We start from the raw sequence: 19,430 nt of genomic DNA on the forward strand, positions 1-19,430 counted from the left end.
CGTAGTTGTGGCGGGCCTCACTCGGCCCGCCACAACCATGTTCATGACGAGGCGGCAATCAAAGGCCACCATTTCCAATTCGCATACTTGTCGCCGCTGTGCTTGATCTGTGTGTAGCGTTGGAGGCTTTGCCAGGACCGATGCCCCGATACTTGAGCGACCTGAGGGATGGTTAACCCCATCTCGAAAAGTCGTGAAATGCCTTCATGCCGAAGATCATGAAAGTGTAGGTCTTCGATTTCGAGAATCTTGCACGCGTCAGTGAAGTGCCGGCTGATGACATCTCGATTGTAAGGAAAAATCCGGTCATCGACCCGAGGCATACTATTGATGATCGATTGTGCCTCCTTTCGAATATCCAGCAACATGTCATTCCCGTCTGTTTGCATAGGGTGCTTCATGTTCCTGATCATGATTTGGTCGTTGGCTTGGTCGTAGTCTGACCATGTTTGAGAAAGGATCGCCCCTTGCCTGTGTGTTTCAAAAATGGCGGCTGCGATGATCTTGTGCATTGGGACGATACGCGGGTTAGCTTGATGTCTGGAGTAGAAATACTCCATCAGCTTATCGAGTTCTTCTAAAGAGGGGCGACGCGAGCGGGTGTCGGATTTTTTTACCATCCTATGATGTTTAAGGGTGCGCATGGCTTCTTCGAACTCTGAAACTGGCATCGTTACTCGGCATATAGGCCCACCGTAACGAATGAGCGTTCCCAACGTCACCATGTATCCATTTACCGTTTGAGGCTTACGTGGTTTGAGCGTGTAGTGCGCAGGCGTGTCCAGTTTTGGGTCGGTCGGAGGTGCCTGAACGCCCATTAAAAGATTGTTCGCGAGGTCTATGAAATCCGCCGCCGTGAGGTCGTCGATTGATTTGGCGCCGAACTCGAGTCTGTGCAATGTGCTGAGCATCTGGGCTTTCGACTTTCCAAAACCAAACGGGGATGCAGCGGAATAATCATCAATGCACTGTGATACGGACTTGCGTGCCTTTGCACGGACAGCTCGCTCCATGCCTCCTTTCCGATTAAGGTCACTTTCTCTGTCATTCAGCCAGCTTTTTGCGGCTGATCGAGTGGCAAATGTCTCTACCAAATTGAGAATGACTTTACCCTTCCGTTTCTTTCGAATTTGCGCGGTAAAGCTCGGTTTTCCATCTTTCTTTTGACGTTCAACAATGGTTCCCATGGTGTTTCCTTCCAGTCCGGGATTTCGTTAGCCGGAACATCTGATCGTTTGTTTTTTAGAGAAGCGGGTCTTTGAAGTTTTGTTTGAAATCGGTGGTGATCGGGCCGAATAGGAAGGAATGATTCCACTGATTGAGCAGAAGCCCATCGTCTTATTGTGCGAGGTGGAAATCCCATGGGGAAAAGTGCTACATCCCGACACCAGTGCTACATCGTGTAGCACCGCGCCCAAAAACGAGGCTAAATCGAGCCGAAACGAGGAAAACGTGAAAAATGGTTGATCCAAAAAACCAAGAAAAATCAGGGTTTTCCGATGTTCAGCGGGCTGCGCGTTTATCCATTGCACCCATGATGGATTGGACCGACAAGAATTGTCGGTACTTTCACCGGCTGATGAGCCGCCACGCGTTGCTCTATACCGAAATGGTAACCGCGCCGGCATTGGTGCGGGGTGGGGCTGTGCACCTTTTGGACTACAATGCCGAAGAACATCCGATCGCAGTGCAGTTGGGCGGCTCTGATCCAAAAGAACTGGCCGCGGCCACAAAACTGTGTGTCGAGCGCGGTTATGACGAAGTGAACCTGAATGTGGGGTGTCCGTCAGACCGGGTGCAGTCCGGCACATTTGGTGCGGTCTTGATGCGCGATCCTCAACTGGTTGCGGATTGCATGTCCGCCATGAAGGATGCTTCGCAAGACATTGAAGTGACAGTGAAATGCCGTATTGGAGTTGATGATCAATCATCTGAGGATATGCTGCCAGATTTCATTGAGAAAGTCTCTGCCGCAGGTGTTGATCGGTTCACCATCCATGCCCGCAAAGCATGGTTGAAAGGTTTAAGCCCAAAAGAAAACCGGGACATCCCCCCCTTGGATTATCCGCTGGTCCACCGGATGAAAGAGGCATTTCCCCATCTGCATCTGTCGATCAACGGGGGGATCTCATCACTGGATGACGCCCGTGCGCATCTGGATGTGATGGATGGTGTCATGATAGGGCGCGCTGCTTACCACGATCCCGGAAATGTGCTTTTGGGGGCGGATCAGGCCATATTTGGCGATACGTCCCCGGTTCCCACCGCGCATGACGTGGTCGAGGCGATGTATCCATACATTGAAACGCGTTTGGCTGAGGGCGCGCGCCTTCATTCGATCACCCGGCATATGTTGGGCCTTTTCAACGGCCGACCGGGCGCACGGAAATGGCGTCGCATTCTGTCAGAAGGGTCGACACGCCCAGGCGCAGGGGTTGCGCTGGTGGCGGAAGCCTTGTCTTCTGTTCCTGAACACGCCTCTGTTGACTGAATACCTTATGCCTGACCTGACCACGCTTTTACCAATGACCGCGCTTTTGGCGGTGATCGGCGGCTTTGCTGGCGTGCTTGCCGGGCTACTGGGGGTCGGGGGCGGCATCGTTCTTGTACCCGCATTCTTTTATGCCTTTTCAGCGCTTGGCTACGGGTCCGATCAATTGATGCAGATCTGCTTGGCGACGTCTCTTGCGACGATCATCGTCACTTCGGTGCGATCGGTGATGTCGCATAACAAAAAGGGTGCGGTGGACTGGGAGATCTTGAAAACATGGGCGCCGGGCATCGCTGTGGGCGCTTTGATTGGCGTGATCGTGGCCTCTGGGCTGAAATCAGTTGTCCTGCAGGCGATCTTCGGTGTTCTGGGCCTGTGCATCGGCGCTTATCTGGGGCTTGGCAAGACCCATTGGAGGCTGGCCGACGCCATGCCGAAAGGTGCACGTGTTGCTATGTTTTCGCCGGTGTTGGGCTTTCTGTCAGTGCTTATGGGGATCGGAGGCGGCAGCTTTGGTGTGCCGCTGATGACCTTGCATGGGCGCCCGATCCACAATGCCGTGGCCACCGCAGCCGGGTTTGGTGTCCTGATTGCTGTCCCGTCCGTTCTTGGGTTTCTGTTCGTGCAGATCGACCCAGCGGCACGCCCACCATTCACTTTTGGGGCCGTAAACCTTCCGGCGTTTGCGTTGATCGTGTCGATGACGCTGTTCACAGCACCGATAGGGGTAAAATTGGCCCATGCAATGGACCCCAAACCCCTGAAACGCGTGTTTGCGGTGTTCTTGACGTTGGTTGCACTGAATATGCTTCGCAAAGCCTTAGGCTGGTAGAGGTTGAAGGCTGGATTAGTTCGCCTTAATCGCTCCATCAGCGGCCAAGGCGCTGATCGCGTCAGCGCTCAGCGGACGTTTGGTCTTTCCGTCATGTTCCAATGTCACGACGACGGTTTCGCCTGAACATCGAAGCTCTGGTCCGACCCAAACGCCGTATTCCAGCACGAACGAGCTGTTTCGATAGCTGCTGGCACGCGCTGTGACCACAAAGGTTTCACTAAGAAACATGGGCTTGAAATACCGCGCTGAGTTGGTGGCTAGCACAACTTGCGGGTCGTTCTTGGCGTTGTAGCTGGTGATCGCATGGTCTTGAAAATAAGGGATGCGGATGTCTTCGAACCAGCGTAGGTAAACGATGTTGTTTACGTGGTTTAGTGCGTCTAATTCGTGAAATCGCACGCGATCTGCTTGACCGTAATTCCAACCTTCAGGTACCCCAACACTGTGCAACTGGTCTGCGTTCAGCCGGGTGACAAGTGGTGTTTCAGCGTAAAGATCGTTCATATCGGTCGCCCTGCATTTGCGCCAAGCAGCCCGATGTTCAGGTCAGATCACAAGGCTAGATGGTTGGAGCGGGTGAAGGGAATCGAACCCTCGTCGTCAGCTTGGGAAGCTGCTGCTCTACCATTGAGCTACACCCGCGGAATACCCGAGGTATGCCACAGATGCTGAAAGTTCAAGGGCGTATGGGCTTAGCCACGGCGACGACGTCTGCGCCGACCGCCACCGTCTTCACCGTCGCCGCCACCCGTGTTGAAGCTGGGTTCGGGCAGCTCCACATTCGAGCGAAGAATTGGGAAAGGATCGGATGAGTTCGGCATGGCCGAGGCATTTACAAAATGCTCTTGGAATTTGGCCTCAACGGCGGTTTCGATCTTGGTGATCTTGCGCACGGTGTCTTCAATCTCGGCCCGTGCCGCACGGTTCAAAAGCGCAATGCGTGCGCCTGTGCCCGCTGCGTTGCCTGCCGATGTCACCTTTTCTAATTCGCAATCGGGGATCATGCCCAGAACCATCGCGTGTTTGGCCGAGATATGGGCCCCAAACGCCCCAGCCAGCACCACGCGGTCAACCTTGTCCACGCCACGTTTGTCCATCAAAAGCCGTGCGCCGGAATAAAGGGCAGCTTTCGCCATCTGGATGGCACGGATATCTCCGTTGGTAACTGTGATGGGCTTCTGGTCCTCATCACCATCCCACATGCGATAGGAATTGGTACGACCGTCGACGATGCAACGCTCGGTACCAGTTTGCTCGGCCGAACCGATCAACCCGCCTGCATCCACAAGGCCCGCCATGCGCATTTCTGCGATCACTTCGATGATGCCAGAGCCACAAATGCCTGTGACGCCTGTTACAGCCGTGGCTTCGGCGAAACCGTCTTCGTCCGACCAGATGTCCGATCCGATTACGCGGAAACGGGGTTCTTTGGTGACGGGATCGATTTCGACCCGTTCAATGGCACCGGGGGCGGCGCGTTGGCCTGCACTGATTTGTGCGCCCTCAAAGGCGGGGCCGGTGGGCGAGGAACAGGCCAAGACGCCATCTTTGTCACCCAGAAGGATTTCGGCATTGGTGCCAACATCAACGACCAAAACAAGGTCTTCGGACTTATCCGGGGCTTCTGACAGCGCGACAGCGGCAGCGTCCGCACCAACGTGGCCTGCAATGCAAGGCAACAAGTAAAGGCGGGCGAGGGGATGAATTGTCAGATCCACATCCGTTGCCCGAAGGCGAAGCGCATCTGATGTTGCCAGTGCAAACGGCGCCTGACCCAGTTCAAAGGGATCAATGCCAAGGAAAAGGTGGTGCATGACCGGGTTACACACCACAACCACATCCATGATCAGGGACTTGTCGATCTCAGCATCCGCCGCGATCTGCGTGAACAAGGCATCCATGCCTTCGCGCACAGCGGTGGTCATTTCCTGCGCGCCGTCGCTGTTCATCATCGAATAGCTGACGCGGCTCATCAAATCTTCGCCAAAGCGGATTTGCGGGTTCATCAGGCCGGAGGAGGCGACAACTTCGCCCGTCGACATGTCGCAAAGATGCGCGGCAATGGTTGTCGATCCCAGATCAACTGCCATGCCATAAACCGTGCCCTCATGATAACCAGGCCAAACATGCATAACGCGGGGCGGATTTTCTTCGTCGCCAAGATGCACGGCCACGGTGACCTTCCATTCGCCCTTGCGCAGACAAGGTTGAAGCGTCGAAAGGATATGAAGATCGGCGCGCACCCCTTTGATTTCCCACTGTTCTTCCAGCGCGGTCACAAGGCGCTCAAGATCGCCCGAGGGTTCGTGCATGTCGGGTTCTTCAACCTCGACATAAAAAAGCTTCACCACCGGATCCAAGGTGATGTCCCGCGCTTCGGCGCGTTTGCGGACAACTTGCTTGTGAACCTGACTTTCGGGCGGAACATCGATTACGATGTCGCCTTGCACAGTGGCCTGACAGCCCAAACGACGCCCCTTTGGCAATCCGCGGATGTCATCGTATCGCTGCTCGACCTTGTTCCATTCGGACAGCGCATCCTCGGATACCGTCACACCATGCTTTGGAAACTCGCCAAAGCTGGGTGTAATCTGACATTTCGAGCATATTCCACGCCCGCCGCAGACAGAATCCAGATCAACGCCCAACTGCCGCGCAGCGGTTAGAATTGGGGTGCCAACCGGGAAATGTCCCCGTTTGCCGGAGGGGGTGAAGATGACCAAAGGATCCTGAGACATGCGCGCGTCTTTCCGTTTGATTTTTGATCAATTTACGGATGCCGCGCGGGGACGCAATGCCTGCGAGCGGCATATGTGGGTCGGAAACGCCGTTTTTTCGGCCGAAGCTGGATTAAGTTGTTTCCTGCTGCGACAACCACGCAAGAATCTCGTCCCGGTTCCCGTTTAGTAACGGTGCTGCACCCGGTTGCCGCGTGTCATCCACACTGTCCATCTTGATGGGATTTCCCGCAGCCACGAAGGGTTTTCCCCCATCCGGCGCTGGCAGGTTTTTCACCATGTTGCGCGCCAATATTTGCGGGTCGCGCATGGCTTCCGCAACATTCTGGATTGGGGCGCAGGGGATGCCCTCATTCGTCAACAGCTCCAGCCAATGCTTGCGCGCGTGGCCAAGGGTTACAGTCTCGATCCGTCGTCTAAGCAACATGACGTTTTCACAGCGCGCAAGATTGTCTGAAAACTCGGGCAGGGTGGCCCAATGGGGTTTGCCGAGTACATGGCACAGCTTAGCAAACAGCACATCGTTGCCGCAGGCGATGACCATCAGCCCGTCGGCTGTGTGATAGGTCTCGAACGGCGCGATGGAGGGATGACGCGCGCCGGATGGTTCAGGCGGATTGCCCGTTTCCCCGGTAATGGCGATGGCGTGTTCCATGATGGCCAGTTGGCTGTCCAACATCGCCACATCGACCTTTTGTCCCTTGCCGGTCTTTTCGCGTTGATAAAGCGCAGCAAGAAGTCCGTGCCCCAAGAACATACCCGCCACAATGTCGCCGACCGATGCCCCGACACGTACGGGTTCACGGTTCTTTTCACCGGTGATGGACATAACACCACCCCGCGCCTGAGCGACCATGTCGTAGGCTGGTTTCAAGGCGTCCGGTCCAGTGTGACCAAAGCCAGACACAGCGCCGTAGATGAGGTGCGGATAACGCTCTGACAGCTTGTCGTAGCCATAGCCCAAACGCTCCATCACGCCGGGGCGATAGTTTTCCATGACCACGTCCACCTGCGCCAGCAGGCGTTCAAATGTCGCCCGGTCGGCATCGTCTTTCAGGTTCAGAGCGATCGATTCCTTGTCACGGTTGATCGTTGCGAAATACGCGCTGTGGCCGTCGCGAAAGGGGGGGAAGTGGCGCGTGTCATCGCCTGTGCCGGGTTGTTCCACCTTGATCACCTTCGCCCCAAGGTCCGATAGGATCATTGAGCAATAGGGCCCGGCCAGCACATGTGTCAGATCCAGAATGGTGATGTCAGAAAGAGGGGCGGTCATGGGATGTCCTTTGAGGCAGCATCAGGTAATCAGCTTCTATTAAGTGTGTAGCAAAGCTCAATTAAGGCATTGAATGCTCTGGGTAAAGCTATCATAGGTTGCGTGACAAAACGCTGTCAGTCGAAAGTGAATTCTATGAAACTAAGCTTGTTTGCTCTACTCGTCGCAATTTGCGCTTCGTCTGGTTGTGCCGCGCTTTACCATCCGTATCCCGAGGCCAAGGTTGTAAGCTGGGAGGAAATGCGCGTCATACTAGGGCGATGTGATGTGCATTCAATTTTCCAACCCCACGCTATGTGGGGGTATGTGACTCTGAAAGACGGTTCCGAATACGCCGCGCGCGAACCTTATATAGATGCTATTCTGGTAGAGAAAGGGATACCCTCTAAATGTAGCTCTTCCGACGGCGTTGTCGAGCACGAGATAATTGTTGTTATTCAATGAAATGCAAAAAGCGCACCATGATGGGCGCGCTTTTTGTCTTGGAATGTCGTAAGCTTTAACCGCGACGGCGGCGGCCTCCGCGACGTCCGCCAGCAGCACCAGCAGCGCCCGCGTTGGAGGAGTTGAACCGGATCCACTCGGCCCCGCCTTCGTCATTGTTGGTCAGGAAGTTGGCGGCACGGATGGCCTCCATTTCCTTACCGGCTTTGGGTTGGGTCGATCCAAGCCCGAACAGCTGACAGAAGGTTTCATCATCCATGTCGGCCGGAACGATGATGCCCTTGGCTTCGATCTCGGCCTTCTTTTCCGCCAGCTTTTTGGGACCAACGGGCAGGGCGATCGGGTTCATGATCGCGGATGTCATGCCGGTGGCCATGGCCATCGGCAGGAACGCGTTGTTGATGCCGTGACGGTTGGGCAGGCCGAACGAGATGTTGGACGCGCCACAGGTTGTGTTCACACCCAGTTCATTGCGCAGACGGTTGTTCAGTTCAAAAACCTGAAGACCAGCCGTACCCATCGCGCCGATCGGCATGACCAGTGGGTCAACGACGATGTCATGCGCCGGAATGCCGAAATCAGCCGCACGTTCCACGATCTTCTTCGCAACAGCAAAGCGCACTTCCGGATCTTCCGAAATGCCGGTGTCGTCGTTCGAGATGGCAACGACTGGCACGTTGTATTTCTTGACCAGAGGCAGAACCAGCTCCAACCGTTCTTCTTCGCCGGTGACCGAGTTCAAAAGCGGGCGACCATTTGCGGCAGCAAGACCGGCCTCCAGCGCGCCGGGCACGGACGAGTCGATGCAAAGCGGGCAATCGGTCACGGCCTGAACGGTTTCGACCAGTTTGCGCATCAGGTCCGGTTCAACAAAGTTGTTGTCAGCATAACGCGGGTCTTCGGCCATCTTGTTCGAAAAGACCGCGCCCGAGTTGATGTCCAGAATGGTTGCGCCTGCGGCCACCTGTGCCAGCGCATCACGCTCAACCCTGCTGAAATCGTCGCGCTCTAGTTCCTCGTTCAGGATCTTGCGGCCCGTCGGGTTGATCCGTTCGCCAATGACCGAGAACGGCTGGTCAAAGCCGATGATCGAGGTCTTAGAAGCGCTTTCGACGATTGTACGGGTCATGGTTTATCCTTTGGTCGCGTTGACTGGGGCAGTGTTGTCACCGCCATTGTTGATGGCCCAGTTGGCATTGGTTTTGATCCCACCCAGCGGGAAGAAATGCACCTGAGAGATGTTGAAATCGGGGTTGGCAGCTTTGTGCAGGGCCAATTCGTTCAGGATGTCATCGGGTTCATGCGGCAAAAGCAGCTTCGATACGTCCTTGGCGCGTTTTTGCAGCACTTTCAGGGATGGACCAACACCGCAGGCAATGGCGAACTTGATCATGGTCTGAAGCTTGGCTGGACCTGCGATGCCGATGTGGATTGGCAGGTTCATGCCACGTTCAGCCAGTTCGTTGGCCCATGCGATGACGGGCTCAGACTCAAAGCAGAACTGAGTGGCAAGCGCCATATCCGCATCGGTGCGTTTGGCGAATTCTTGCTTCCAGTCCAGCGCAGCATAGGTGTTGGCACGCCCACCTTTAGGGTCGATATCCAGATTGGGCTCCGGGTGACCAGCCACGTTCAGGTTGGTAAAGCCCGCCTGATCAAACAGACCGGTTTCCAGAAGCTGCATTGAGCTGTCGAACTCTCCATGAGGCTCGGCAACGCCGCCGGCAAGGATCAAGCCCTGCTTCACGTCCGCTTCGCCCTGATACTGGGCAATCCAGTCAGCCAAAGTGGCCTTGTCTTTGATGATGCGCGCCGGGAAGTGCGGCATCACGTCAAAGCCTTCGTTTTTGATGCGCTTGGCGGTGGCAACCATGTCTTCGATTGGCGTGCCTTCGATGTGTGCGATGTAAACGCGGGTGCCTTCAGGCAGCAGGTCGCGGAAATCCTCGACCTTGGTGGCCGTGCGGGGCATGACTTCGATCGAGTAACCCTTCAGGAAAGCCTGAAGTTCGGGGGATGCGGCATTGGCCTGACCTTCGGTCGGCTTCTTGCGGAAGTTCAACAGCGCCATGGCTGCCTCCTTGATAGAGGGTGGGATCAAGCCCATCCGTCGTTGCCAATCAGAGCGAATAGCCGCTCTTTGTCATATTCCGCATCGATGCGCGCAGCCTCGGCCTGTGCAATCTCTTGCGGGTCACCTTCAACAGAGAAGGAATCTGCCTTGCGCCATTCCGCCAAATAAGCGTCGCTGTCTTTCGCGTTCACTTTCATGGCGGCCCGGTCAATGGCCTGTTCAAACCGCTCGGGCAGGGGAGCTTTGCTTCCCCGGCGTCCTTTGCCGACGATCACTTGGGCGGGAATGTCCCTCCAATAAACGATGGTCACGTCAGGCATGTGCGATTCTCCCTCTCTCTGTTCTTTATTCCTAATCTTGTAGCCCGCTGGTTCGGCGTCGATTTTCGACACGCCGGGTTTCACAAGCGACGTCCACCGGTCCACAAGGTTTCGGAATGCGCGATCCGCCCCTACGCCATACGCAATTTGCTGCGCGCAGGCCATGCACCCCACTGTGAAATCGATTCATGAAAATTATGACCTTACGCAAGAGTGTTGCATTTGACGTTCGCTAGGGATTGCTACTGGGCTGCCCAGACCCTATCTTGGAAGCAACTCGAAAATGGAGGGCGTAGACTATGACGCCCAAGCGTCCCAAAGGTGCGGGCGTGTTCCCGAAAGCGGTTGTAGCCCCCGCGCCATCTACCGTGGATCCAGCAAGCCTCTATGCGGCACTGGACCTCGGCACGAACAGTTGTCGTATGCTGATTGCCCAACCTAAGGGCAGTCAGTTTCACGTCGTGGACAGTTTCTCGAAATCGGTTCAGCTGGGCCGAGGTCTGGAAGCGTCCGGGCGGCTTAGTCGTTCCTCCATGACGCGCACCATTCAAGCGCTGCGTATTTGCCGTAAGAAACTGATCAAGCATGATGTGAAACGCATGCGCCTTGTGGCGACCGAAGCTTGCAGGCGTGCGTCCAACGGCAAGAATTTTATGAACAGTATTCGCCGCGATACTGGTCTGGATCTTGAAATCATCAAGCCCGAGGAAGAAGCGCGTCTTGCCGTGGTGTCCTGTGCGCCCTTGGTGTCGACTAAGACTGAACAGCTTTTGGTCGTCGACATCGGTGGCGGCTCGACCGAGCTTGTCTGGATCGACCTGTCCAAAGTGCCCCCACTTGACCGCCCGCAATCCATTATGCGGATGGGCCGGGGCTTTAAGGGTGGCATTGGTGACTTCCCGGCCGCAAGTGTTGTTGATTGGATTTCGGTTCCACTGGGTGTCGCCACTTTGCGTGAGATGTTTGACGATGTTGACGACGATGCTGGGCGCTATGCCTTGATGTCGGTGCACTTTGAAGAACAACTGGCCGACTTTAGCCCGTTTCATCATGAACCCCCACGTGAGGGTTTCCAGATCATCGGGACGTCAGGCACTGTGACGACAGTGGCCGCAACGCATTTGGGGCTGCGTCGATACGATAGAACCCGCGTTGATGGGCTTCGCATGACCTCGGACCAGATCGAACGTGTGATCCAGGGCTATCTGGCCATGGGGCCAAAGGGGCGGCGTGTGAACTCTCATATTGGACGGGATCGCCAATCGTTGATCATGTCCGGTTCGGCCATTTTGCAGGCGCTTTTGCGCGTGTGGCCAACGGATCGCCTAAGCGTCGCCGATCGTGGCCTGCGCGAGGGTATACTTTATTCTCAAATGTCTTCGGACGGTGTGTTGGAAGGCGGACCTTTCTGATGTCTCAAAGTGATGACGGTAAGTCGGGCGGCACCTCAGGTGGCGGCAATAAATACTCGAAACGTACGCGCAAAAGCTCGGGCCGTGGTCTGCGCGACCTGACTGTGAAGGTGAAAACCGCACGGGGTCGTCGCAATTCATCGACCCGTTGGCTTCAGCGGCAATTGAACGACCCTTATGTCCAGCGTGCTAAGGCCGAAGGGTATCGGGGACGTGCGGCCTACAAAATCATGGATCTGGACGACAAATATCGCTTCTTGGTCAATGGCGCACGGGTGGTCGATTTGGGCTGTGCACCCGGTGGGTGGGCGCAAGTCGCCGTGCCGCGGATCAATGCGTTGGGCGAAAAGTCAGGCAAGCAGATTGGCACATATCTGGGGGTCGATCTGCAAGAGGTCGAACCTTTGGCGGGTGCGCGGTTCGAACAGCTGGATTTCATGGAAGATGACGCCGACAAGGTTGTTCAGGACTGGCTGGGCGGTAAGGCAGATGTCGTGATTTCCGATATGGCTGCTTCAAGCTCAGGCCACAAACAAACCGACCATTTGCGTATCATTTCGCTGTGCGAAGCGGCGGCCTATTTTGCCTTTGATGTGCTCGACGAAGGTGGGACTTTTGTTGCGAAAGTTCTGGCCGGTGGCGCTGAAGGTGAGCTGCAAAAGCTGCTGAAAGCGAAGTTCAACAAGGTGATGAACGTGAAGCCACCTTCAAGCCGTTCTGACAGCTCTGAAAAGTTCGTCGTGGCAATGGGTTTCAAAGGCTAACTGTCATTTCCTGAATGTTCCTACGCGGTGCATGTGTCGTTGTTGATAAGGTCGAAGGCAGGCGTTCTCTTGTCGTCTTTTGAGTAGAAGACGATGATCCCTCATGACACAAATGAACGAAACTGATCAGAACCACGATTCCCGCAGGCCTGTGGGATCGCTTTCGAAAGGCACTGAACATGCGCGCGCAACCTCAAGCCAGCCATTTCATCAATGGCGAATATGTTGAAGACACAGCAGGCGCTGCAATCGACGTCATTTACCCGGCAACGGGCGAGGTTATCGCCAAGCTGCATTCAGCCACCCCCGCGATTGTAGAGAAAGCCATCGCATCATCGAAGGCGGCGCAATCCGATTGGGCGGCGATGACCGGGACAGAACGTGGCCGTATCCTGCGCCGCGCCGCAGATATCATTCGCGAGCGCAACCATGACCTTTCGGTTCTGGAAACACTGGATACTGGTAAACCCTATCAAGAAACCAGCGTGGCGGATGCGACGTCTGGCGCAGATGCGCTGGAATATTTCGGCGGGTTGGCCGCGTCGCTGACAGGTGAACACATCCAGATGCCCGATGGCGATTTCGTCTATACTCGGCGCGAGGCGCTTGGCGTTTGCGTTGGTATTGGCGCATGGAACTATCCGACGCAGATCGCGTGCTGGAAAGCAGCACCTGCCTTGGCCTGTGGCAACACATCGATCTTTAAACCCTCGGAAACGACACCGCTTTCTGCATTGAAGGTTGCCGAAATCCTGATGGAAGCCGGCGCGCCCGCGGGTATCTTCAACGTCATTCAGGGCTATGGCGATGTGGGCGCCGCATTGGTGACGGATGATCGCGTTGCCAAGGTTTCGCTGACTGGTTCTGTGCCGACGGGCCGCAAAGTTTATGCCGCCGCCGCGGAAGGCATGAAGCACGTCACGATGGAGCTGGGTGGCAAGTCACCCATGATCATCTTTGACGACGCCGATGTTGAAAACGCTGTATCGGGCGCGATCCTTGGGAACTTCTATTCCTCGGGGCAAGTGTGTTCGAACGGCACGCGGGTCTTCGTTCAAAAGGGCATCAAGGAAGCTTTTCTGAAACGTCTGGCCGAACGTTTGGACGGCGCTGTGATTGGTGACCCGCTTGATCCAGATACATCTTTTGGGCCGATGGTCAGCGAAGGTCAGTTGAACATCGTGTTGAATTACATCGAAAAGGGCAAGGAAGAGGGCGCGCGACTAGCCTATGGCGGCGCGCGGATTGATGGTGAGGGCTTCTATCTGCAACCCACCGTTTTTGCCGATGTTACGGATGATATGGCTATCGCACGCGAAGAGATCTTTGGGCCTGTCATGTCGGTTCTGGATTTCGATGACGAGGCCGAGGTCATGGCCCGCGCCAATGACACTGAATTCGGTCTAGCCGCGGGTGTCTTTACCAATGACCTGACCCGCGCGCACCGCGTTGTTGCCGGGTTCGAAGCAGGCACCTGCTATATCAACACCTATAATGACGCGCCTGTTGAAGCCCCGTTTGGAGGTTCTAAAGCGTCCGGTGTTGGCCGCGAAAACTCAAAAGCCGCAATTGAGCATTATACTGAACTAAAAACGGTTTATGTGCGCCTGAGCGATCTGGAAGCGCCTTTCTAACAATGTGAAATGCAAAAAAAGCCGCCCAGCCAATTGGCTTGGGCGGCTTTTCTGTTTTGGGGCCCAGATTAGATGTGAAATGGAACAAATGGTCCGTCCGTGCGTGCTGTTCGGTTTAGCCTGATTATCGCCCGTTCGGAACTCTAACTGTTGTTGTGTCGGTCAAGACGCATAATGGCCAAAGCAAGGCCCGAGCAGATGGTGACGCCGGTCAACAGTGGAAGAGGGGTCCCGTTGAAGCTAAGCCCGATGGGTGCAGCAATCGCTATCGCAGCGACAGTTGGAAGTGCCCCGATAATGGCGCTGGCGGTACCCGCGACATGCCCAAGTGGCTGGATTGCTAGCGCGTTCAGGTTGCCAAAGCTCAAACCGTTCAAGAAGAACAGCGTTGTAGCCCAGAGGCAAAAAACGATCAGCGCAGTGGTTCCCTGCGGCTCGTAGAAATACCAATAAATCAGGGTCATCCCTGCAAGAAGCGTTTGTGTCGCGAACCCAGCCTGCGCCAGACGACGCATTCCGATGCGCATGACCAATTGCGCGTTCAGCATCCCGGATGCAGCTGAAAAGACTGTGATCAATGCAAAATAGATCGGAAATTTCGTTCCCGCGCCAAGGACATCGACAAAGATCTGCTGGGCGGAACTGATAAACGCCATGAGTTGCGCGAATGCGAAGGTGATGACGGCCATGTAGATAAGCGTCACGCGGCTTTTCAGGACGATTGCAAATGCTTCAGCCGTTGGCCGCGGGGACAATGGTCTGCGGCGCTCTGGCGCCAGAGTTTCCGGTTGGCGCAATAAAAACCAAGTCAGAATAACGATGGCCAATAGAATGTAGGTGGTGAACATGTGTCGCCACCCAAACCCCAATACGACCCATTGGCCAATCAGTGGTGCAATTGCGGGCACCAGAACGAAGAAGGTAAAGGCCATCGAGTTGACCCGTGCCATCTGTCGCCCTTCATAAAGGTCGCGCGTCATCGCCATTCCGCACGTGCGTGGCCCTGCAGCACCAGCGCCTTGAACAAAGCGCCAGAACAACAAGGCTTCGAGCGATTGCGCCCAAAGGGCAGCGAAGGCCGCAAACATATAAAGAACCATCCCCAGCGCCAGAGACCAACGCCGCCCGATCGTGTCTGAAAGGGGCCCAAAGATAAGCTGCCCAGCCCCCGCGCCAATGACGAACGAGCTGATCAGAAGCTGCGCCCGGTTAACGTCTTCGGGCACCAAAAGCGATGCGATCTCGGGCAGGGCGGGCATGATGGAATCGATCGAAAACGCCACCATGGAAAACAGCGCTGCCATAAGCAGCACATATTCACGCAGATGCAGCGGTTTGACCGGAGGGAAGGTGCGTGGCTTCACGAAGATGCTGCCCCGTTTCCATCAGCGGTGGCATCCTGAGATTTCAGCTCTTCGACGATTTCGTCGATGACCTGCTGCCAGAGTTTGATTGGCTGAGCACCAGGGACAACATGTTGGTTTGCAATCACAAATGTTGGCACTGAATTGATGCCTTTCTTTCGTGCGTCCATGTCTCGGGCCAGAAGATCACTGGCATCTGCGGATGACGCTAACAACCGCGCGGCGATCTCGGCGTCCATACCTGCACCGCCGGCAATGTCACACAATACTTTTGGGTCGCCAAGGTCTCGGCCATCAACAAAATAAGCGCGAAACAGGCGATCTACGATGGCATTTTGCTTACCTTCAAGCCCGGCCCAGTGGATCAGGCGATGCGCGTTCATGGTGTTAGGAGTGCGCTTGATCGCCTCAAGATTCATCTCGAGCCCAGAAGCCGCAGCCTCTTCGATTACAGGCAGATAGGCTTTGACGGCTTTTTGCTGGCCGCCAAACTTGGCTTCCAGATACTCACGCCGATCCATGCCTTCCGGTGGCATCTCGGGATTTAGCTGAAACGGGTGCCACTGAATTTGAAATGGGTGTTCAGGGCGCGTTTCCAATGCGTAATCTAATCTTGTCTTTCCGATGTAGCACCAAGGGCAAATCGGGTCAGAAAATACATCCAAGCGGATCATGTAAAACTCCTATGGAGACAAGCTCTATCTGGGATTGAGAGGATTGGGAAGAGGTCAGGAGATATCCTGGGACTGTTCCTCAACCGATAGGCGCAAAACTGCACGTGAGAGCTTGTTGTTAGTGGATCGTGGCAGCCTGTCGACGGGTTGGAACAGGCGTGGGCATTTGTAGTGGGCAAGCAGGGCATGCGCATGGCGCGACAGGTCACTTTCGTCAATGGGGTCAGCCGTTGGGATATAGAAACACCCGATCACCGTTGCATCCGCTTTCACGGAAACTTCAACACAGCCGGCTTCTTGCACGCCGGGGTGTTGTGCCATGGCGGCCTCGACCTCGATCGGTGAGACGCGAAAACCGCCTGCATTCATGATGTCATCGGATCGGCCTTCGTAGAAAATCGCGCCATTTTCCGACATCGACGCGCTGTCGCCTGTCAAAAACCAATCGCCGCGAAATTTCTCGTTGGTGGCCTGTGGGGCATTTAAGTAGCCCAACATCAATCCGGGGTCGCTTCGGTGTATTGCTAGAATTCCAGCCTGACCCAGTGGAAGGGGTGTTCCGTCATCGGACAAGACGGCCAAATGCCGCCCCGATTGCGCAAAGCCCAGCGCGTCTTTGGGGGCTGGACGCGCGGGTGACGCTGACACGAAGGTTGAGCATTCGGACATGCCAAATGCCTCGTGAACCGGGGTGCCTGTCTGGCTTTCCCAGTTCTTGCGCGTAACCTCTGGCAGTTTTTCCCCGGCGGACAGCCCATGGCGAAGATGCGGCAAAGCTGGCAAGTCGTGCTTTAGCATTTGCCGATAAATACCTGGTGCAGCTGCGAAAATACTTGCGTCAGCGCGTTTCAAAAGCGTGGCGAGCTGTTCCGGTTTGCTGCCTGCAGCCGGGATCAGGGCCGTTGCGCCGACTGACCAAGGATCCATCAATCCGGTACCCAATGTATATGTCCAATTGAAGGCGCCCGCGTGCATGACCCGATCGTTCTGCGTGATGCCATACCAGTCATTCCACATCATCTTCCGCGCCCAAATGGCGCGATGTGCATGTTCCACTGCGCGTGGTTGCCCCGAGGTGCCCGAGGTGAAGATGATGTAGGCCGGACGCTCGGGATTTCCTTGATGGAAGCTTGCTGGGGGCAATTCTGCGAAGCTGTGCAGAGTTTTTGTATCAATCACCGGGCACGTGCAGGCGTTTGGCAGTGCAATGCCGGGATCGGCAAGGATCAACGAGGGCATCACAAGATCGGCCATTTTGGTGATCTCAGTTTCAGTCAGTTGGGATGAACTGGGGATCGGCACCAATCCCGCCGCGATTGCCCCCAGAAAACCCAGCGGGAAATCGACGTTGTTGCCCAAGCGCAGTAAAACGCGATCTCCGGGGAACAGCCCCTGATCCAGAAGACCCGTTGCGACGCCCCGAACGGCACGTTCAAGCTGGGCATAACTCCATCGGGTATCATTTGCGCCGTCGATTGATAAAATCGCCAAGGCGGTTTTGTCGCCAAGCTTTGCCGCATGACGAAGAACGTATTGTGCCATGTTAAACGGCGTTGGAGCCGGTGGCAGCGGTTTCGAGGGGCGTATTTCCGAGATCATTGTTCTGATGTGCCAAGGGATGGCACTGGATGCAAGCGGCGTGGTTGCATCACCCAAAATTGTCTGTATTCAAGGGGCATGACGAAGCCATACCAACCCAGCCTGATCAAGCTAGCGCGAGAATCCGGTGAAGACATCCCCGATCCCAGCCCATTGGATCTGGGGCAACGGGTGCGGGATCTGCGTAAATCTCGTGGTTGGACGTTAGAGCAAGCCGCAGGGCAGGCAGGGCTTGCCCGGTCGACCTTGTCGAAGATCGAAAACGGTCAGATGTCGCCCACTTATGAAGCGCTGAAGAAGCTGGCGGTTGGGCTTGAGATCTCGGTGCCGCAACTGTTCACCGCGCCGAAGTCTGCGCAAGTGTCGGGCCGCATGGCGGTCACCAAATCGGGCGAGGGCGTTGCCCACCCAACCGCGACTTATGAACACGAGATGTTGGCAGGCGCGCTGACCAAGAAAACCATGCTGCCCTATCGGGCCCGCGTGCGCGCACGGTCTTTTGACGAGTTTGACGGCTGGGTGCGCCATGACGGGGAAGAGTTTCTGTATGTCCTGACCGGGGCTGTGCGTCTGATCACAGAGTTCTATGAACCGGTTGAGATGCGCCGGGGCGACAGCGCCTATTATGACGCCTCGATGGGGCATAATTTGACCTCGATCAGCGAAGAGGATGCGTTGATCCTTTGGGTGACCTCGCTGACCTAAACCGAGTTTAAGCGGTGGGAAACCAGTGCCGCGTGCGGTTGGCGATGGCCACCAGAGACAGCATCACGGGCACTTCAACAAGCACGCCCACCACAGTGGCCAGCGCAGCGCCTGAATTCAGGCCGAACAGCGATATCGCCACGGCCACAGCCAGTTCAAAGAAATTCGATGTGCCGATCATGCAGGCGGGTGCTGCGATGTTGTGGGGCAGTTTCATTGCTTTCGCTGCGCCATAGGCGATGGCAAAAATCCCATAGGTTTGGATCATCAGGGGAATGGCAATCAGAACGATGGCCAGCGGTTGCGCCAATATGGTTTGTGCCTGAAAGCCAAACAGTAAAACCACTGTCGCCAGAAGTCCCACGATGGACCATGGTTTCAGCCGAGCCAAGAACCCCGCAAGGGCCGCATCGCCTTTTGCCGCAAGGCTGCGCCGCGTCAGGATGCCTGCGACCAATGGCAAGACCACGTAAAGCAGAACGGACAATAACAACGTCTCCCAAGGCACGGTGACGTTGGTTAGACCCAGCAGAAACGCGGCGATGGGGGCAAAGGCGAAGATCATGATCACATCATTTACGCTGACCTGCACCAGCGTGTAGGCCGGGTCGCCTTTGGTCAGTTGGCTCCAGACAAAGACCATGGCGGTACAGGGTGCGACCCCCAAAAGGATCATGCCTGCGATGTATTCGCTTGCAGTGTCAGGATCGACGAGCCCCGCAAATATCACCCGGAAGAAAAGCCAACCAAGGGCAGCCATCGTGAAGGGTTTCACTAGCCAGTTGATGACAAGCGTCAGAACCAATCCGCGCGGTCGTTTGCCGACATCTTTGATGGACGCAAAGTCGACCTGCACCATCATGGGATAGATCATCACCCAGATCAGCACGGCGACAACAAGGTTGACCCGCGCGACTTCAAACCCAGCAATCAAGGCGAAAAGATCAGGTGCGATGTTGCCCAATGAAACGCCCGCAACGATCGACAGGCCCACCCACAGTGACAGGTAACGTTCAAAAAGACCCATGATGACCTCCGGGCGGCAAGTTATGCGGCAAACAATGTTGCGTATAGCGGTAGCCGCCGCCCGGTGTCAGTTCAAG

General features: G+C 55.7%; 18 protein-coding genes and 1 tRNA gene. 7 read left to right on the forward strand and 12 right to left on the reverse strand.

The annotated features are described in order from the left end of the window. Window positions 1-41: 41 nt before the first annotated feature. A complete protein-coding gene (locus tag AC0L6A_RS08850; RefSeq protein WP_473289358.1) occupies window positions 42-1,187 on the reverse strand; it encodes a tyrosine-type recombinase/integrase in 1,146 nt (381 codons plus the stop codon). 272 nt (window positions 1,188-1,459) lie between these two features. Between AC0L6A_RS08850 and dusA the strand changes: the two genes are divergently transcribed. Together dusA and AC0L6A_RS08860 are read left to right on the forward strand one after the other, a co-directional pair. Continuing rightward, a complete protein-coding gene (gene dusA / locus AC0L6A_RS08855) occupies window positions 1,460-2,491 on the forward strand; it encodes a tRNA dihydrouridine(20/20a) synthase DusA (RefSeq protein WP_473289360.1) in 1,032 nt (343 codons plus the stop codon). A gap of 7 nt (window positions 2,492-2,498) precedes the next feature. After that, window positions 2,499-3,323: a sulfite exporter TauE/SafE family protein gene (locus AC0L6A_RS08860; RefSeq protein WP_473289362.1), complete on the forward strand. Its 825-nt coding sequence runs from the start codon at window positions 2,499-2,501 to the stop codon at window positions 3,321-3,323. A 15-nt stretch (window positions 3,324-3,338) separates the two neighbouring features. On the opposite strand, the gene AC0L6A_RS08865 is transcribed toward AC0L6A_RS08860, so the two are convergent. The 7 genes from AC0L6A_RS08865 to AC0L6A_RS08895 all read right to left on the reverse strand — a co-directional run bounded on the left by AC0L6A_RS08865 (window position 3,339) and on the right by AC0L6A_RS08895 (window position 10,175). After that, window positions 3,339-3,830: an acyl-CoA thioesterase gene (locus tag AC0L6A_RS08865; protein ID WP_473289364.1), complete on the reverse strand. Its 492-nt coding sequence runs from the start codon at window positions 3,828-3,830 to the stop codon at window positions 3,339-3,341. 64 nt (window positions 3,831-3,894) lie between these two features. Next, window positions 3,895-3,968: transfer RNA gene (locus AC0L6A_RS08870), tRNA-Gly, on the reverse strand. 50 nt (window positions 3,969-4,018) lie between these two features. Then, window positions 4,019-6,064: an ASKHA domain-containing protein gene (locus AC0L6A_RS08875; protein WP_473289366.1), complete on the reverse strand. Its 2,046-nt coding sequence runs from the start codon at window positions 6,062-6,064 to the stop codon at window positions 4,019-4,021. A gap of 112 nt (window positions 6,065-6,176) precedes the next feature. Beyond that, window positions 6,177-7,337 (reverse strand): CaiB/BaiF CoA transferase family protein, encoded by a 1,161-nt coding sequence (locus AC0L6A_RS08880; protein WP_473289368.1) that lies wholly within the window; start codon window positions 7,335-7,337, stop codon window positions 6,177-6,179. Window positions 7,338-7,836: 499 nt separating this feature from the next. Then, entirely contained in the window at window positions 7,837-8,910 is a 1,074-nt protein-coding gene (locus AC0L6A_RS08885) for a dihydropteroate synthase (RefSeq protein WP_473289370.1), read from the reverse strand. Window positions 8,911-8,913: 3 nt separating this feature from the next. Further along, on the reverse strand, window positions 8,914-9,852 hold the full coding sequence (locus AC0L6A_RS08890) for a methylenetetrahydrofolate reductase (protein WP_473289372.1): 939 nt from the start codon (window positions 9,850-9,852) through the stop codon (window positions 8,914-8,916). 26 nt (window positions 9,853-9,878) lie between these two features. Beyond that, a complete protein-coding gene (locus AC0L6A_RS08895) occupies window positions 9,879-10,175 on the reverse strand; it encodes a virulence factor (RefSeq protein WP_473289374.1) in 297 nt (98 codons plus the stop codon). Between the two features lie 299 nt (window positions 10,176-10,474). Between AC0L6A_RS08895 and AC0L6A_RS08900 the strand changes: the two genes are divergently transcribed. The 3 genes from AC0L6A_RS08900 (at window position 10,475) to betB (ending at window position 13,985) form a co-directional block, all read left to right on the forward strand. Beyond that, window positions 10,475-11,587, forward strand: a complete 1,113-nt coding sequence (locus tag AC0L6A_RS08900; protein WP_473289376.1) for a Ppx/GppA phosphatase family protein — start codon at window positions 10,475-10,477, stop codon at window positions 11,585-11,587. Continuing rightward, window positions 11,587-12,351, forward strand: a complete 765-nt coding sequence (locus AC0L6A_RS08905; protein ID WP_473289377.1) for an RlmE family RNA methyltransferase — start codon at window positions 11,587-11,589, stop codon at window positions 12,349-12,351. The genes AC0L6A_RS08900 and AC0L6A_RS08905 overlap by 1 nt, the downstream gene beginning before the upstream one ends. A 179-nt stretch (window positions 12,352-12,530) precedes the next feature. Next, window positions 12,531-13,985, forward strand: a complete 1,455-nt coding sequence (gene betB / locus AC0L6A_RS08910) for a betaine-aldehyde dehydrogenase (protein WP_473289378.1) — start codon at window positions 12,531-12,533, stop codon at window positions 13,983-13,985. Window positions 13,986-14,128: 143 nt separating this feature from the next. On the opposite strand, the gene AC0L6A_RS08915 is transcribed toward betB, so the two are convergent. From AC0L6A_RS08915 to AC0L6A_RS08925, 3 genes are read right to left on the reverse strand one after another with little or no spacing between them, the layout of a single operon-like run. Then, on the reverse strand, window positions 14,129-15,349 hold the full coding sequence (locus tag AC0L6A_RS08915; protein ID WP_473289379.1) for a multidrug effflux MFS transporter: 1,221 nt from the start codon (window positions 15,347-15,349) through the stop codon (window positions 14,129-14,131). After that, on the reverse strand, window positions 15,346-16,023 hold the full coding sequence (locus tag AC0L6A_RS08920; RefSeq protein WP_473289381.1) for a DsbA family oxidoreductase: 678 nt from the start codon (window positions 16,021-16,023) through the stop codon (window positions 15,346-15,348). Before AC0L6A_RS08920 ends, AC0L6A_RS08915 begins: the two co-directional genes overlap by 4 nt. A 54-nt stretch (window positions 16,024-16,077) precedes the next feature. Next, a complete protein-coding gene (locus AC0L6A_RS08925; RefSeq protein ID WP_473289383.1) occupies window positions 16,078-17,565 on the reverse strand; it encodes a class I adenylate-forming enzyme family protein in 1,488 nt (495 codons plus the stop codon). Between AC0L6A_RS08925 and AC0L6A_RS08930 the strand changes: the two genes are divergently transcribed. Continuing rightward, complete coding sequence (locus tag AC0L6A_RS08930; protein WP_473289385.1) at window positions 17,564-17,704, forward strand: hypothetical protein; 141 nt, start codon at window positions 17,564-17,566, stop codon at window positions 17,702-17,704. The two genes, AC0L6A_RS08925 and AC0L6A_RS08930, sit on opposite strands and share 2 nt — an antisense overlap. Continuing rightward, window positions 17,701-18,327: a helix-turn-helix domain-containing protein gene (locus AC0L6A_RS08935; protein WP_473289387.1), complete on the forward strand. Its 627-nt coding sequence runs from the start codon at window positions 17,701-17,703 to the stop codon at window positions 18,325-18,327. Before AC0L6A_RS08930 ends, AC0L6A_RS08935 begins: the two co-directional genes overlap by 4 nt. 7 nt (window positions 18,328-18,334) lie before the next feature. Here AC0L6A_RS08935 and arsB read toward each other — a convergent pair whose 3' ends face one another. Continuing rightward, window positions 18,335-19,354, reverse strand: a complete 1,020-nt coding sequence (gene arsB / locus AC0L6A_RS08940) for an ACR3 family arsenite efflux transporter (protein WP_473289388.1) — start codon at window positions 19,352-19,354, stop codon at window positions 18,335-18,337. Window positions 19,355-19,430: the final 76 nt, after the last annotated feature.

The organism is Aliiroseovarius sp. D2-2 (assembly GCF_055809455.1).